Origin of the sequence: Micromonospora foliorum, assembly GCF_022229015.1 — a bacterium.
GTDB lineage: Bacteria > Actinomycetota > Actinomycetes > Mycobacteriales > Micromonosporaceae > Micromonospora > Micromonospora foliorum.
The window spans coordinates 1-13,663 of the sequence record NZ_JAKKFF010000056.1 but is presented as its reverse complement, the minus strand read 5'-3'; the positions used below and the strand labels follow the sequence as shown (position 1 = coordinate 13,663).

General features: G+C 70.7%; 15 protein-coding genes. 4 read left to right on the top strand and 11 right to left on the bottom strand.

Features of this window, described 5'->3' with window-relative positions; translation table 11 throughout:
- Positions 1–505, top strand: a 505-nt coding sequence (locus PSH25_RS05125) for a PucR family transcriptional regulator (RefSeq protein WP_238657904.1), incomplete at its 5' end; no start/stop codon positions are given.
- 152 nt (positions 506–657) lie between these two features.
- Here the strand turns inward: PSH25_RS05125 and PSH25_RS05120 are convergent.
- The 8 genes from PSH25_RS05120 to PSH25_RS05085 all read right to left on the bottom strand — a co-directional run bounded on the left by PSH25_RS05120 (position 658) and on the right by PSH25_RS05085 (position 8,328).
- Entirely contained in the window at positions 658–1,266 is a 609-nt protein-coding gene (locus PSH25_RS05120) for a TetR/AcrR family transcriptional regulator (RefSeq protein ID WP_238657903.1), read from the bottom strand.
- An 11-nt stretch (positions 1,267–1,277) separates the two neighbouring features.
- Complete coding sequence (locus PSH25_RS05115) at positions 1,278–2,846, bottom strand: MFS transporter (protein ID WP_238657907.1); 1,569 nt, start codon at positions 2,844–2,846, stop codon at positions 1,278–1,280.
- Between the two features lie 84 nt (positions 2,847–2,930).
- Complete coding sequence (locus tag PSH25_RS05110; protein WP_238657902.1) at positions 2,931–3,602, bottom strand: transcriptional regulator; 672 nt, start codon at positions 3,600–3,602, stop codon at positions 2,931–2,933.
- 78 nt (positions 3,603–3,680) lie between these two features.
- Positions 3,681–4,694: a branched-chain amino acid ABC transporter permease gene (locus tag PSH25_RS05105; RefSeq protein ID WP_238657901.1), complete on the bottom strand. Its 1,014-nt coding sequence runs from the start codon at positions 4,692–4,694 to the stop codon at positions 3,681–3,683.
- Positions 4,691–5,572 (bottom strand): branched-chain amino acid ABC transporter permease, encoded by an 882-nt coding sequence (locus tag PSH25_RS05100; RefSeq protein ID WP_238657900.1) that lies wholly within the window; start codon positions 5,570–5,572, stop codon positions 4,691–4,693. The genes PSH25_RS05105 and PSH25_RS05100 overlap by 4 nt, the downstream gene beginning before the upstream one ends.
- Before the next feature lie 13 nt (positions 5,573–5,585).
- Positions 5,586–6,836: an ABC transporter substrate-binding protein gene (locus PSH25_RS05095; protein ID WP_372492722.1), complete on the bottom strand. Its 1,251-nt coding sequence runs from the start codon at positions 6,834–6,836 to the stop codon at positions 5,586–5,588.
- A 51-nt stretch (positions 6,837–6,887) separates the two neighbouring features.
- Positions 6,888–7,580 carry an ABC transporter ATP-binding protein gene (locus PSH25_RS05090; protein ID WP_238657899.1) on the bottom strand — a complete coding sequence of 231 codons (693 nt, stop codon included), beginning with the start codon at positions 7,578–7,580 and terminating at the stop codon, positions 6,888–6,890.
- On the bottom strand, positions 7,567–8,328 hold the full coding sequence (locus PSH25_RS05085) for an ABC transporter ATP-binding protein (protein WP_238657898.1): 762 nt from the start codon (positions 8,326–8,328) through the stop codon (positions 7,567–7,569). Before PSH25_RS05085 ends, PSH25_RS05090 begins: the two co-directional genes overlap by 14 nt.
- Positions 8,329–8,551: 223 nt before the next feature.
- Between PSH25_RS05085 and PSH25_RS05080 the strand changes: the two genes are divergently transcribed.
- Entirely contained in the window at positions 8,552–9,409 is an 858-nt protein-coding gene (locus tag PSH25_RS05080) for an SPFH domain-containing protein (RefSeq protein ID WP_238657897.1), read from the top strand.
- A gap of 97 nt (positions 9,410–9,506) precedes the next feature.
- Here PSH25_RS05080 and PSH25_RS05075 read toward each other — a convergent pair whose 3' ends face one another.
- Together PSH25_RS05075 and PSH25_RS05070 are read right to left on the bottom strand one after the other, a co-directional pair.
- Complete coding sequence (locus tag PSH25_RS05075; protein ID WP_238657896.1) at positions 9,507–10,883, bottom strand: permease prefix domain 1-containing protein; 1,377 nt, start codon at positions 10,881–10,883, stop codon at positions 9,507–9,509.
- Entirely contained in the window at positions 10,880–11,245 is a 366-nt protein-coding gene (locus PSH25_RS05070) for a PadR family transcriptional regulator (RefSeq protein WP_238657895.1), read from the bottom strand. Before PSH25_RS05070 ends, PSH25_RS05075 begins: the two co-directional genes overlap by 4 nt.
- Before the next feature lie 166 nt (positions 11,246–11,411).
- Here PSH25_RS05070 and PSH25_RS05065 point away from each other — a divergent pair, with 166 nt between their 5' ends.
- Positions 11,412–11,675 (top strand): hypothetical protein, encoded by a 264-nt coding sequence (locus PSH25_RS05065; RefSeq protein ID WP_088999874.1) that lies wholly within the window; start codon positions 11,412–11,414, stop codon positions 11,673–11,675.
- A gap of 136 nt (positions 11,676–11,811) precedes the next feature.
- Positions 11,812–12,552 carry a phosphotransferase family protein gene (locus PSH25_RS05060; protein WP_238657894.1) on the top strand — a complete coding sequence of 247 codons (741 nt, stop codon included), beginning with the start codon at positions 11,812–11,814 and terminating at the stop codon, positions 12,550–12,552.
- Positions 12,553–12,572: 20 nt separating this feature from the next.
- On the opposite strand, the gene PSH25_RS05055 is transcribed toward PSH25_RS05060, so the two are convergent.
- Positions 12,573–13,610, bottom strand: coding sequence for an alcohol dehydrogenase catalytic domain-containing protein (locus tag PSH25_RS05055; protein ID WP_238657905.1), 1,038 nt, complete (start codon positions 13,608–13,610; stop codon positions 12,573–12,575).
- Positions 13,611–13,663 lie beyond the last annotated feature (53 nt).

The window sequence follows — 13,663 nt, the reverse complement described above, 5'->3', positions numbered from 1 at the left end:
CGGCAGCGCCCGCGCGGTGGCCCGGGACCTGTCCCGGGTGACCGGCCGACCGGTGACCGCCGGGGCGAGTGGCCCGTCCAACACGCCGGCGGCGCTGGCCGGGACGTTCCAGGAGGCGGACCGGTGCCTGACGGCGTTGGGCGCGCTGGGCCGCGCCGGGCAGGGCGCGAGCACGGTGGAGCTGGGCTTCGTCGGGTTGTTGCTGGGCACGGTCGGTGACCGGGGTGAGAAGGACGTGACCGAGTTCCTGAGCGCCACCGTCGGGCCGGTGCTCGACTACGACGCCCGGCGCGGCACGGCTCTGGTGAAGACGCTGGAGGCGTACTTCGGGGTGGGTGGCAGCCTGGCCCGGGCCGCCGAGCAACTGCACGTGCACGTCAACACGGTGACCCAGCGGTTGGAGCGGGTCGGGCAGTTGCTCGGCGTCGACTGGCAGCGGCCGGAGCGGGCGCTGGAGGTGCAGCTCGCGCTGCGTCTGCACCGACTGCGCGCACCGGCCGGCTGACCGACGCCGGCCGGCGGCACGAACGCCGCCGACCGAGCCCCGACACCACCGGGCGCGAACGCCGCCGACCGAACCCCGACACCGGTGGGCACAAGAGCCGCCGACCGAACGCCCACCCCGGCGGACACGAGCCGCCGACCGAGCGCCCGGGGTCAGCGGGCCTGGATGCCCGCCAGCACGGCGTCGACGACCCGCTCGGGCAGGGACTGCTCGTCCAGGTCCGGGTTCCACTGGAGCACCCGCTGGATCAGCATCGGCCCGGTGAGCAGCGCCATCGTCACCTCGACGTCGATGTCGGCGCGGAGCACCCCCTCGTCGATGCCGCGCCGCAGCACCTCGCGCATCAGCTGCCGGCGGGGCGAGATGATGTTCTGGTAGAGCTGGAACTGGTCGGCGCTGCGGTTCACGGCGGGTGCCAGGCAGGGCATGATCTTGGCCGCTCGCGGGTCGACGTTCTTGCCGATCGCGCCGACCAGCAGCACCAGGTCGTCGCGGACGGAGTGGCCGGCCGGCTGCGCCATCACGCCCTTGAGGCGGCGCAACGCGTCCAGCAGCAACGCGTCCTTGCCGGCCCAGCGGCGGTAGATGGTGGCCTTGCCGACCCCGGCGCGGGTGGCGATCGCCTCGATCGAGAGCGCCTCGATGGTGCTGCCCTCGGCGAGCAGGTCGAGGGTGGCCTCGATGATCGCCTCGTCGGCGCGGATGCTCCGCGGTCGCCCGGGCGACCGCGGAGCATCGGCAGTGGACGTCATGTCCGCCATTCTCCCCGAACCTATGCCGTGCCGGCCAGCTCAGGCTCGGCGACCGGAGCCGCCGGGGCGACGCTGGTCTCCTCCTTGCCCGGCATCCAGCGCAACACCACGATGATCCCGAGCGCGGCGATGACCGCGGAGAGCCCGGCCGCCCAGTGCATGGCGGTGACGAAGGCGTCGTTGGCCGCCGAGATCAGCCCCGGCGCCGCCGGGCCGAGCTGGCCCGCCGCCGCGTACGCCCCGGAGATCGACTCGTTGGCCGCGTCCTGGGCCTGCGTGGGCAGACCGGTCAGCGCGTCACCGATGTCGCTGCGGTAGACCGCGGAGAGCACCGAGCCGAGGACGGCCACGCCGAGCGCGCCGGCCACCTGGCGGATGGTGTTGCTGACCGCGGAGCCCACACCGGCCTTCTCCCGGGGCAGCGCCGACATGATCGACTCGGTGGCCGGCGGCATGATGTTGGCCATCCCGGCGCCCTGGATGAGGAAGACGAGCAGCACGATCCAGATCGGGGTGGAGGCGCCGATGAAGACGAAGGCGCCGAGTGACACCACGGTCAGCGCCAGCCCGACGGTGGCGACGGCCTTACCGCCGTAGCGGCGGACCATCGCGGCGCTGCGCGGCGCGAAGACCAGCTGGGCGCCGGCGAAGGGCAGGAAGAGCAGGCCGGTCTGCAACGGGCTGTAGTCGCGTACGAGTTGCAGGTAGAACGAGCCGAAGAACATCGAGCCCATCGCGGCGAAGAACACCAGGCCGACGATGGCGACCGGCGCGGCGAACCGGGGCACCTTGAACAGTCGGACGTCCAGCGACGGGTGGTCGCTGCGCCGCTCGTGCTGCACGAACCAGGCCAGCACCGCGATGCCGACCAGGATGGAACCCCAGGCCACCGGGCGGTCGAAGCCGTGCTCGCCGCCGTCGATGATGCCGTAGGAGAGGGCGACCAGACCGACCACGGAGAGCAGCACGCCGAGCACGTCGATCCGACCGGGCCGCGGGTCACGCGACTCGGGGACCAGCAGCGCCACCAGCACCACACCGGCGGCGACCACCGGCACGTTGATCAGGAAGACCGAGCCCCACCAGAAGTGCTCCAGCAGCGCGCCGCCGAGGATCGGGCCGATCGCCACGGCGAGACCGACCGCGCCGGCCCACACACCGATGGCCCGACCACGCTCGCGCGGGTCGAAGACGTTGGAGATGATCGACAGCGTCACCGGCATGATGGCCGCGCCGCCGACCCCCATCAGGGCGCGGGCCGCGATGAGCTGTCCGGGGCTCTGGGCGTACGCGGAGAGCAGCGACGCCAGGCCGAACAGCACCAGACCGATCATCAGGAAGCGCTTACGGCCGGCGCGGTCGCCGAGCACCCCGAAGGTGAAGAGCAGCCCGGCGAAGACGAGCGTGTAGGAGTTGATGGACCACTCCAGCTCGCCCTGGCTGGCGCCGAGGCCGTGCACCGGGTCGGCCAACGTGCGCAGGGCGACGTTGAGGATCGTGTTGTCGAGGACGACCACGAGGAGGCTGATCACCAGCACCCCCAGGATCGCCCACCGCCTCGGGTGTCCGGTGTTGTTGTGCAGCTCCATGCCTGGCTTTCCCCCCACGCTGATCACCCGCGACGAAATACGATACGGGTCAGACTCGTAACGCGGGTCAGCCTACGACGCGTATTAACGATACGGCACCGATCCGTATCGTATGTGGTCAGCGTCACGCCCGGGCGCGACCGCCAGGCAGGCGGTGACGGCGTCCGCCAGGGTGCCGAGACGGATCGCCGGATCGCCGAGCGGCTCGATCCAGCCCGGCCCCGCGCCGTACGCCCGAAGGCACGGGAAGTCCCGGGCGAAGCGCACCAGGCGGTACGCGCGGCCGGTGAGCGGCGTCTGCGACCAGAGCACGACGGCGTGCGGGCGGGCCCGGTACACCGCGCTGGTGAGCGAGGACCAGGGCAGCGCGGGGCCGAGGTTCAGACAGCCGCGACCCTGCTCGCGCAACGCGGCGGCGAGCGCGAGCAGACCCAGGCCGTGCGCCTCCTTCTCGGCGCCGGCCAGCAGCACACCGCCGGCGGGGAGTGACCGGCCCGGCTCCCGGCGGTACACGTCCAACCCGACCCGGACGCCCTCGAAGAGGGCGTGCTCGACGACGATCTCGGCGGCGGTACGCCCCGACAGCCGGGCCAGCAGCGGACGGCAGACCTGCTCCCAGAGCGCCGGCACGCCCCACGCCTCGACCAACTCCAGCAGCACCGAGGCGACGCCGTTGGCGTCCAGGTCCTCGGCCGCCAGCGAGACCTGCTTGTGCGCCATCTCCACGGCCTCCGCCGGCATCGGATCGGTCAGCACCAGACGTACCCCCGGGTAGACGTTCTCTACCCGGGGGTTCGCTCGGAGGGCGCGCGGCGGATGCGCCGTCGCGGAATTTCAGCGCCGGCGGGCCGCCAGCCGGTGGGCCAGCGCGGCGACGCTGCCCCAGATGCCGCGCCGGAACAGCACCACGACCAGGACGAAGATGCCGCCGGTCACCAGGCCGATCGCCTCGAACCCGGAGAACGACAACCAGTCCTCCAGCCGGACCACGAGTGCGGCACCGAGCACCCCACCCCAGAGGGTGCCGATCCCGCCGAGCACCACCACGATGACCGCCTTGCCGGAGGTGGTCCAGTGCAGCACGTCCAGCGAGACGAACCGGTGGCCGACCGCGAACAACCCGCCACCGAGGCCGGCGATGAACCCGGAGAGCACGAACGCGGTGAGTTTGTAGCGGTGCACCGGGTAGCCCAGCGCCCGCGCCCGGGCCGGGTTGTCCCGGATGCCGACCAGCACCCGCCCGAACGGTGAGTGCACGATCCGCCAGGCGGCGGCGAGCCCGAGCAGCACGATCGGCAGGATCGCGTAGTAGAAGAAGTAGTCGTCGGTGAGGTCGACGCCGAACATCTCGCGGGGCACCCCCTGGAGGCCGTTCTCGCCCTGGGTCACCGAGCGCCACTCGTTGGCCACGTAGTAGACCATCTGGGCGAAGGCCAGGGTCACCATGGCGAAGTAGATGCCGGTCCGCTTGACCGCCAGGTATCCGATCGGCACCGCCAGCACGGCCGCGGCGAGGGCCCCGGCCAGCACCGCGAGGGGGAACGGCAGGCCGACGTGGATGGCCACCAACCCGGTGACGTACGCGGAGGTGCCCCAGAAGGCGGCGTGACCGAAGGACATCAGCCCGGTGAAGCCGAGCAGCAGGTCCACCGCCACGGCGAACAGCGCCCAGCAGAGGATGTCCACCGCGACCGCCGGGTAGAGGCCGTTGGGCAGCCACGCCGCGACGGCCAGGCCGACGGCGAGCAGCGCGTACCGCACCCAGCCGGGGGCCCGGGCCACGGCGATCAGCCCGGACGGTGGCGTCGAACGGGACGCGTCGGTGGGAGTGTCCACTGTGTTGGTCATGCGGGGGCCTCCTCCCGACCGAACAGGCCGGCCGGGCGCCAGAGCAGCACGCCGGCCATCACGACGAAGACGATCGTCTGCGAGACGAGCGGGAAGTTCGAGAGGTACGCCTCACCCCACGCCTGCACCAGCCCGATGCCGAAGCCGGCGGCGACCGACCCGAAGATCGAGCCGAGCCCGCCGATCACCACCACGGCGAACACCACGATGATCAGGTCGGCGCCCATCAACGGGTTGACCGCGCGCATCGGCGCGGCCAGCACACCGGCGAGGCCGGCCAGCCCGATGCCGAAGCCGAAGACCGGGGTCACCCACCGTCCGACGTCGATGCCGAACGCGCGGGTCAGGTCCGGTCGCTCGGTGGACGCGCGGACCACCATGCCGATCCGGGTCCGGGTCAGCACCCACCACACCGCGACGCAGAGCAGCACCGCGAAGCCGAGGATGAACACCCGGTACGTCGGGAAGTCGAACAGCCCGAAGTCGACCGACCCGCTCAGCAGCGACGGCGTCTCGTACGGGCTGGACTGCACGCCGTAGCGCAGTTTCACCAGGTCCTGCAGGATCAGCGTCAGACCGAAAGTGAGCAGGAAGTTGTAGAGCGGGTCCAGTTTGGTCAGCCGGTGGATCACCGCGCGTTCCAGCGCCATGCCGAGCAGGGCCAACCCCACCGGCATGATCACCAGGGCGGCCCAGAACGGCACGCCCGCCTCGGCGAGCAGCACGTACGCCCCGAACGCGCCGAGCATGTAGAACGCGCCGTGCGCGAAGTTGACCACCCGCAGCATGCCGAAGATGACCGCGAGCCCGAGGGCGAGCAGGGCGTAGAACGCCCCGCTCACCAACCCGTTGAACGTGTTCTGCGCGAATCCGCTCACAGCGCCCTCGCGGTCACAGCTTGCAGTCCGCCGAGGGCGCGCGGAACGCCTCCGCGGCGGGGATCGTCTTGAGCACCTTCACGTAGTCCCACGGCTCGGTGACCTCGGCCTGCGGCTTCACCTGGGCCAGGTACGCGTCGTGCACCACCCGGTGGTCCTCGGCGCGGATCTTCCCGTTGCGCAGGAAGACGTCCTCGACCGTCTTGCCCTCCAGGCCCTTGACCACGGCGTCCGCGTCGTCGGTGCCGGCGGCCTGCACCGCCTCCAGGTACTGCAACGCCGCGGAGTAGTTGGCGGCGTGCGCGAAGGTCGGCCGGGTGCCGGCCTTCTGCTGGAAGCGGTCGGCGAACTCCCGGTTCTTCGCGTCGAAGTTCCAGTACCAGGCGTCGGTGTACGTGGTGCCGGCCAGCGCGGCCGGGGTGAGCGAGTGGATGTCGGTGAGGAACATCAGCCCCACCGCCAGGCCGACGCCCTTGTCCCGCAGCTTGAACTCGTTGTACTGCTTCACCACGTTGACCAGCTCCGCGCCGGCCTGCATGGTGCCCAGCACGTTCGGCTTGGGGTTCAGGTTCGGCGCCTTGAGCAGGAAGGTGGAGAAGTCACCGCTGGTGTTGGGGAACGGCGCCCCGTCCTTGCCGACGACCGTGCCGCCGGCCGCCGTGATCGCGGTGGAGAAGCTCTTCTCCATGTCCTGACCGAAGGCGTAGTTCGGGTAGAGGATGTACCAGTTCTTGCCGATCTGCTCGGTCGTGGTCTTCCCGGTGCCGTTGGCCAGCATGTACGTGTCGTACGCGTAGTGGAAGGTGTACTTGTTGCAGCTCTTGCCGGTCAGGTCGGTGGTCGCCGCCCCGATGTTGAAGTAGAGCTTCTTCTTCTCCTTGGCCACGTCGGCGACCTTCAGCGCGGCCGACGAGGTGGGCACGTCCAGGATCAGGTCGACGCCCTTGCGGTCGTACATCTCCTGGGCCTTGGAGTTGGCCACGTCCGGCTTGTTCTGGTGGTCGGCGGTCTCCACGGTGATGTCCTTGGTCACCGCCTTGTCGCCGTACTTCGCGGTGAAGTCGGCGATGGCCATCTCCACCGCCGCCACCGAGTTCTTCCCGGACAACTCCGAGTACGCCCCGGACTGGTCGTTGAGCACGCCCAGCACGATCTTGTCGCCGGTCAGCTTCTGGTCGCCACTCGACTGGGGGCCACCGCCGCCGCATCCGGCGACCAGCACCACCACGGCCGACGCCGCGGCCACACCCATCGTCCTGCGCATGCCCACTCCATCCATCCCGCGCGTCGTCGCGCGGGTCGTCGTTGAGAGAATTCAGATCCCGAGGTACGCGAGCAGTTCGCGTTCGCGTGAACGCACCTCGGAGTTGTCCATCGCCTCGGCGACCCGGCCCTCGGCGAGCAGGTAGTGCCGGTCGGCGACCCCGGTGGCGAAATGCAGGTTCTGTTCGACAAGCAGCACGGTCACCCCGTGCCGTTTGGCCTCGCGCAGCAGGTCGCCGACCTGCTGCACCAGTAGTGGCGACAGCCCCTCGGTGGGCTCGTCGCAGAGCAGCAGTCGGGCGCCCATCCGCAGCACCCGGGCCAGCGCGAGCATCTGCTGCTCGCCGCCGGAGAGCATGGTCGCCGCCGAGTCCCGTCGGGTGTGCAGGGCCGGGAACGCCTCGTACACCCGCTCCAGCGACCACGGGTCGGGGCCGACAGTGGGTGGCAGCGTGAGGTTCTCGGTGACGGTCAACGTGGCGTAGCTGCCCCGGTCGTCGGGCACCCAGCCCAGGCCCAGGCGGGCCCGCTTGTGCGCCGGCAGCCTGGTGATGTCCCGCCCGTCCAGCTCCACCGTGCCGCGCTGACCGGGGTGCAGCCCCATCACGCAGCGCAGCAGGGTGGACTTGCCGGCACCGTTGCGGCCGACCAGGGTGACCACCTCGCCGGCGGAGACCTCGAGGCTGACGTCGCGCAGCACCTGCGCCTCGCCGTAGAAGGCGGACAGGTTCTCAATGCGCAGCATCGGCCACTCCCAGGTAGGCGGTGATCACGCGCTCGTCGGCGCGGACCTGCTCGTACGGGCCCTCGACGAGGACCTTGCCGGCCTGGAGCACGGTGACGGTGTCGGCGAGACGGCCGACCACGCTCATGTTGTGCTCGACCATCACCACGGTCCGGCCCTGGCGGACCCGACCGATCAGCTCGACGGTGCGGTCGACGTCCTCCAGGCCCATGCCCGCGGTCGGCTCGTCGAGCAGCAGCACCTTCGGGTCCAGCGCCAGGGCGATGGCCAGCTCCAGGGCGCGTTTCCGGCCGTACGCCAGGGCCGCGGAGGGGGCGTGCGCCAGCTCGGCCAGCCCCACCATGGCCAGCAGTTCGTCGGCCCGCTCGGTGTAGCGGCCCATCAGCTTCGACGACCGCCAGAACCGCCAGCCCAGCCCGCTGGGTGACTGCAACGCCAGCGCGACGTGCTCGCGGGCGGACAGTTGTGGAAAGAGGCTGGTGATCTGGAAGGAGCGGGCCACGCCGAGCCGGGCCACCTGCTCCGGGGGCAGTCCGGTGACGTCCCGCCCGGCCAGCTCGATCCGCCCACCACTGGGTCGCAGGAAGCCGGTGAGCAGGTTGAACAGGGTGGTCTTGCCCGCGCCGTTGGGGCCGACCAGCGCGTGCACACTGTCCGACGCCACGTCGAGGTCGACGTCGTCGACCGCCCGGAAGCCCCGGAAGTCGCGGGTCAGCCCACGGGCCGACAGGAGCGCTTGCCCGGCCATCGCCTCATCCTCCGCACGTCGCGGCGACGGTCGGTTCGGTGACCGTGGTCACAGGCCCGTCGCGTGGACGAAACCTACGGCGGGTCGCCAGAGTCGAACCATGTCGATGGGCTCCATATTCGACCCACGATTGACGTGTGCGAACTCCACTCCCCTGTGCCGTCGACTTGACCGGACCCCCTAGGTTGATGATCCACACAGCCCACCGGAAGGTCCCCACCCCATGCCCGTCGGCTTCACCATGGCGATCGTCTTCGCCGTCGCCCTGGCGGTCAGCGCCGTCGTCGCCCTCGTCGCTCCGGCACGGTCCCTGAAGCGGATGGCCGCCCTCGCGGCGCTCGGTTTCCTCGCGCTCACCCTGGTGGTCGGCATCGCCTCCAGCGCCCACTCGGTGCCGATCCGCTCGGTCGGCATCGTCACCAGCTTCGGCAAGCCCACCGGCGAGGTGACCGGCTCCGGCCTGAAGTGGGTGGCGCCCTGGCAGAAGGTCGGCGAGTGGGACGCGGGCCGACAGAAGTACGACCACATCGGCGGCGACAACTGCGTACGCGTGCGCACCGGCACCCTCGCCGACGCGTGTGTCGAGGTGCTCGTCGAATGGCAGGTCAAGCCGGAGAACACGCCGAAGCAGTTCATGGACTACAAGGGCGACTTCGCCAGCTTCCGGGGTCAGCGGGTGGGTGTGCAGCTCGACAGCGCGGTCAACGACGCGTTCGCCGCGTACAACCCGCTGGAGAAGATCGACGCCCAGACCGGTGACCTCAACGTCGACCTGAAGCCGTTCGCGGCGAACATCAAGTCCAGTGCGGAGAGCCGCCTCGCCACCGACGTGGACATCCTCTCGGTGACCATCACCCGGGTGAACCACGACGACAAGACCGAGGGCAACATCAAGGCATTCCAGGACAAGCTGGCGCAGACCCGCAACCTGGAACAGGACCGCAAGAACGCCGAGATCTCCAAGCAGATCACCGAGACCAACGCAAAGGTCGACAAGGTGACCCGCTGTCTGGAGATCGCGGAGAAGAACGGCGCCAACCCGGGGCTCTGCATCAACCCGGGCATCGTCACCGGCAAGTGACCGGAAGCCGGCCCACCCGTGGCGGGTGGGCCGGCTTCCGTGTCACGGCCTGCCTGACCGGTCCGCGCCGACCTCGGTGCGGAGGGTCAAGCGCCGCCTAGGCGAAGCTGAACAGCGGCGGGAAGACGAGGACCACGATCCAGGCCCACACGGCGTACACCGGCAGGTAGCCGGTCTGCCACCGTTCGAGCGTCGCGAACGGCGTACGCCGACGGATGAAGGTCAGCAGGAGCCACGCCGACCACGCGAGGTTGACCAGGAGGATGACGTTCTCGCCGAGCGCGGCCGCCCGGTTGGGCGTACCGCCGTACTCGTCGGTGATGCGCCCGGTGATCTCCAGCAGCACCAGCACGTCGATGGCCAACGCACTGACCACGAGCGCGAGTTGGAGCTTGTCGAACAGGCCGGGCGGGGCCAGCGGGTCACGGGCCGAGAGTGAGTAGAGCAGCAGCCCCAGCACCACGACCAGCAGGAGGTCGAAGAGGAGCAGCGCCTCCCGCTCGACGTCGATGCCGTGGCTGGTCCAGACGACAGCGACGAGGAAGGCGAGCAGCGCGGCCGTGAAGAGCGGGGTGAACAGCCGGGTGAGGACCGGCGCGATGTTCTCGACGACACTCTGCTTGGCCTCGACGAGCCACCCGGCCACGACGACCGCCGCCGCGGCGCCGCTGGGCAGGAGCCACTGCGAGATGAACTCCTCCGGAACGATTCCGATGGCCGCGAACGTGTTGAACAGGAATGCGGCGAGCACGCCCCCACCGAGGGCCATCAGCACGAGGTAGATGAACCACTCGCCGGTGAACCGGATGAAGTCCATGCGTCGACGGGAGGAGCGCCAGTCGTCGGCGACATAGGCCAGGCCGACCACCAGCCACAGGGCGATGGGCAGGTGGACGCTGGTGACGACCACCGACTGTGAGTCGTCCGCCAGGGGGTAGGCGTTGGCCGCCACGGCGCCGAGGACGAAGAGCACCGCGAGTACCGCGATCACCGACCGTCGGGCTCCCCGGCGCCAGGCCAGGAACGCCGCCAGCCACGGCAGCGCGAACAGGGTGAAGTTCCGCGCGTAGAACGAGCCGTCGTCGTCGAAGCTCAGCCCGAACAGCGCCGGCACCTTGACCGACGCCAGCGCACCCGCCGCACAGCCGAGCATGACCCACAGGTCCCGCCGGGAGCGCGTGCCGCCGACCGGGCTGCCAGAGTCACCGGTCAGCACCAACTGCTTCCATAACCGTTCCGAATGTTCCCGGGCGAACTCGCGGGAGAGCTCGTCGAGGCTGCCCATTCGCTTCACCGCGACCAGGAACGCCTCGTCCGGGCTCAACCCGGCGGCGACGAGCTCGTCGACCGAGCCGCGGAGGTGGTCTTCCAGCTCGTCGGCGTCCACCGCCTGCAACTCCCTGCGGCGCAGCACGTACTGGCGCCACTGCTCGAACTGCGCGTCCAACTCCCCGGGCCCGTCGTGTGCCGTCATGCGAGGCCCTCCAACGGCTGCACCGTGAGCGGCGCACGGTCATGCCAGATCTCCTTGAGCGCGCCCACCACGGTGTCCCACTGCCGGCGCTGCTCGACCAGCTCAGCCAGGCCCCGGTCGGTGACGCGGTAGTACTTGCGCTTCCGCTCGCCGGCGACCGCCTGCCAGCTCGACTCCAGGTAGCCGAGGCGCTCGAGCCGGTGCAGCAACGGGTACAGCAGCCCTTCGGTCCAGTCCAGCTCACCCCCGGACAGCTCGTTGATCCGCCTGATGATGGCGTAGCCGTAGCTCTCGCCCTCGGCAAGGATGCCGAGCACCATCGGCGTCGCCGAGGCGGCGACCAGATCCTTGGCGACCTTCACGAAACCTCCCGTCCCTAAACCTAGAAGTACGATGCATAGTACTGCTAGGTATGACGCCGGGCGCAACGGGTGGTGCCCGAATCGCCGTCATGGGCAGCTGTGGTGCCGCGATCGGGCACTTTCCGGGTTAGCCTTGGCGCATATGGCTACCTTTCGCAGCGCCTCAGTGCTCCTTTCCTCAGACGGCACCAGGACCCCCGGCACCGCCGCGCTCTTCGCCGAGCCGGCCCGTAGGGGCGGGACTCCGCCCTGGGCCGGCGACTTCCGACCCGCCAACAGCGCCGGCAACGGCCCCAAGAACGCGGTCGGAAAGACGTTCACCCTGGAGTTGCCCGACGGCAGCACCGGCAAGGTCGTGGTCCAGGGCCTCAAGAGCGGCAAGGGCGGCGTCGTGCTGGCGCTGATGGGCGAGGACGCCCCGCCCTTCTGATCCATCGCCCGGCTCTCGTCACCCGGACGCCCGGGGTTGGCCCCTTCCGGGGTCAGCCCGGGGCACCTCGCCAACCACGCCAGTCGCCTCCGACAAATCGCTGGGATGGCGATGGTCGTGTCGCGACAATGGCGTTGTGCCCGAGGTCGAGGTCGTCGTCGCCCACCAGGAACGGGCGACACTGCGCGTCGGCGACGTGTTCCTGAAGATCGACACTGATCCGGGGCGTACCGACGTCGAGGTCGAGGCGATGGCGCTGGCGCCGGTCCCGACCCCCGAGGTTCTCTGGCGCAAGCCCCCTGTGCTCGCGCTCGCCGCCCTGCCCGGAACGGCGCTTGGTCGCCTCGGCGAGCCGTCGACCGCGTCGCCGGCGGCGTGGGCCGCGGCGGGCGCCGCCGCTCGGAAGCTGCACGACGCGCCGCTACCGCCATGGCCCGGCCGCAGCCGCGACGAGTTGACATCGCAGCTCGACGCCGAGTGCGAGTGGCTCGTCGGCAACGGCGTCCTCCCCACCGACCTGGTCACCCGCAACCGCCAGGTCGCCGAGGCGGCGCTCCGCCCGTGGACCCCGGTCTTCACGCACGGCGACCTACAGATCACCCACGTGTTCGTCGACGGTGACGAGATCACCGGCGTGCTCGACTGGTCCGAGGCGGGCCAGGGCGACGCCCTCTTCGACCTCGCCACCTTGACGCTCGGCCACGAGGAGCACCTCGGCGACGTCCTCGCCGGTTACCGTGCCGACGTCGGCCTCGACGTGATCCGCGCGTGGTGGTCGTTGCGAAGCCTGCTGGCGGTCCGCTGGCTCGTCGAGCACGGCTTCGACCCATGGGCACCAGGCTGCGAAGTCGACGTGCTGAGATCGTCGACGCGCTGAGATCCCGGCTGTGACGAGCGTCAGTCCAGGGTGACCACCCAGCGCGCGCCCTCGCCCCGGGCCAGCCGGTCGAACGCGGCCGGCGCCTCGTCCAACGAAACCGTCCCGCTGACCAGCACACCCAGATCCAGTGCGTTGTCGGCGAGTTCGGCAGCCAGCTCCGGCACCTCCCGCTGCGGGTCGGACGAGCCGTACACCGAGGAGCGCAGGGTGCGCGCGGAGTGGAAGATGTCCAACGCGCCGAGACTGACCATGTCGTCCTTGGCGCCCATGCCGACCACGGTCACCGCTCCCCCACGCCGGGTGAGCCGCCAGGCCGCGCGGATCGTCGCGGCGCGTCCGACGCACTCGAAGGCGTGATCGACGCCGCGGCTCTCGGTGCGCGCCCGCACCTCCTTGGAGAGCCGGTCGTCGGAGAGCACGAAGTCGGTCGCCCCGGCGGCGAGCGCCAGGTCCCGTTTCGCCTCGGCGACGTCGATGGCCAGGATCGTCGTGGCACCGGCCCGGCGGGCCGCGCTGAGCACGGCGAGCCCGACCCCACCGAGCCCGACGACCGCGACCGACTCGCCGGGCGCCACGCGGGCGGTGTTCCGGACCGCGCCGACGCCGGTGAGCACCGCGCAGCCGAGCAGTGCGGCCTGCTCGGGCGGCAGCCCGGCGGGAATCGGGATGACCGCACGCTCGGGTACCACCACCGCCTCGGCGAGCGCGCCGAGGCCGAGGGTCAGGTGCAGCGGGACCCCGTCGTCGGTCTCACCGCGCGGCACGGTCGGGGCAGTGGTGTCGGCGCACAGCCACGGCTCGCCGCGCCGGCACCACCAGCAGGCCCGGCAGGCCGGCGCCCAGTTGAGCACGACCGGGGTACCGACCGTCAGCTGGCTGCCCGGCCCGACCTCGGCCACCACGCCGGTCGCCTCGTGCCCGAGCACCAGCGGGAACCTCGCGGCGAGGGTGCCGTTGACCATGGACAGGTCGGAGTGGCAGACACCGGCCGCCCTGATCGTCACCCGTACCTCGCCGGGGCCGGGCGCGGGTAGGCGTCCCCGCTCGACCCGCAGCCGACCGGAAGAGCGTGTCGGCCGGTACGCGTCAAGATATCGTGGTGCGGCGG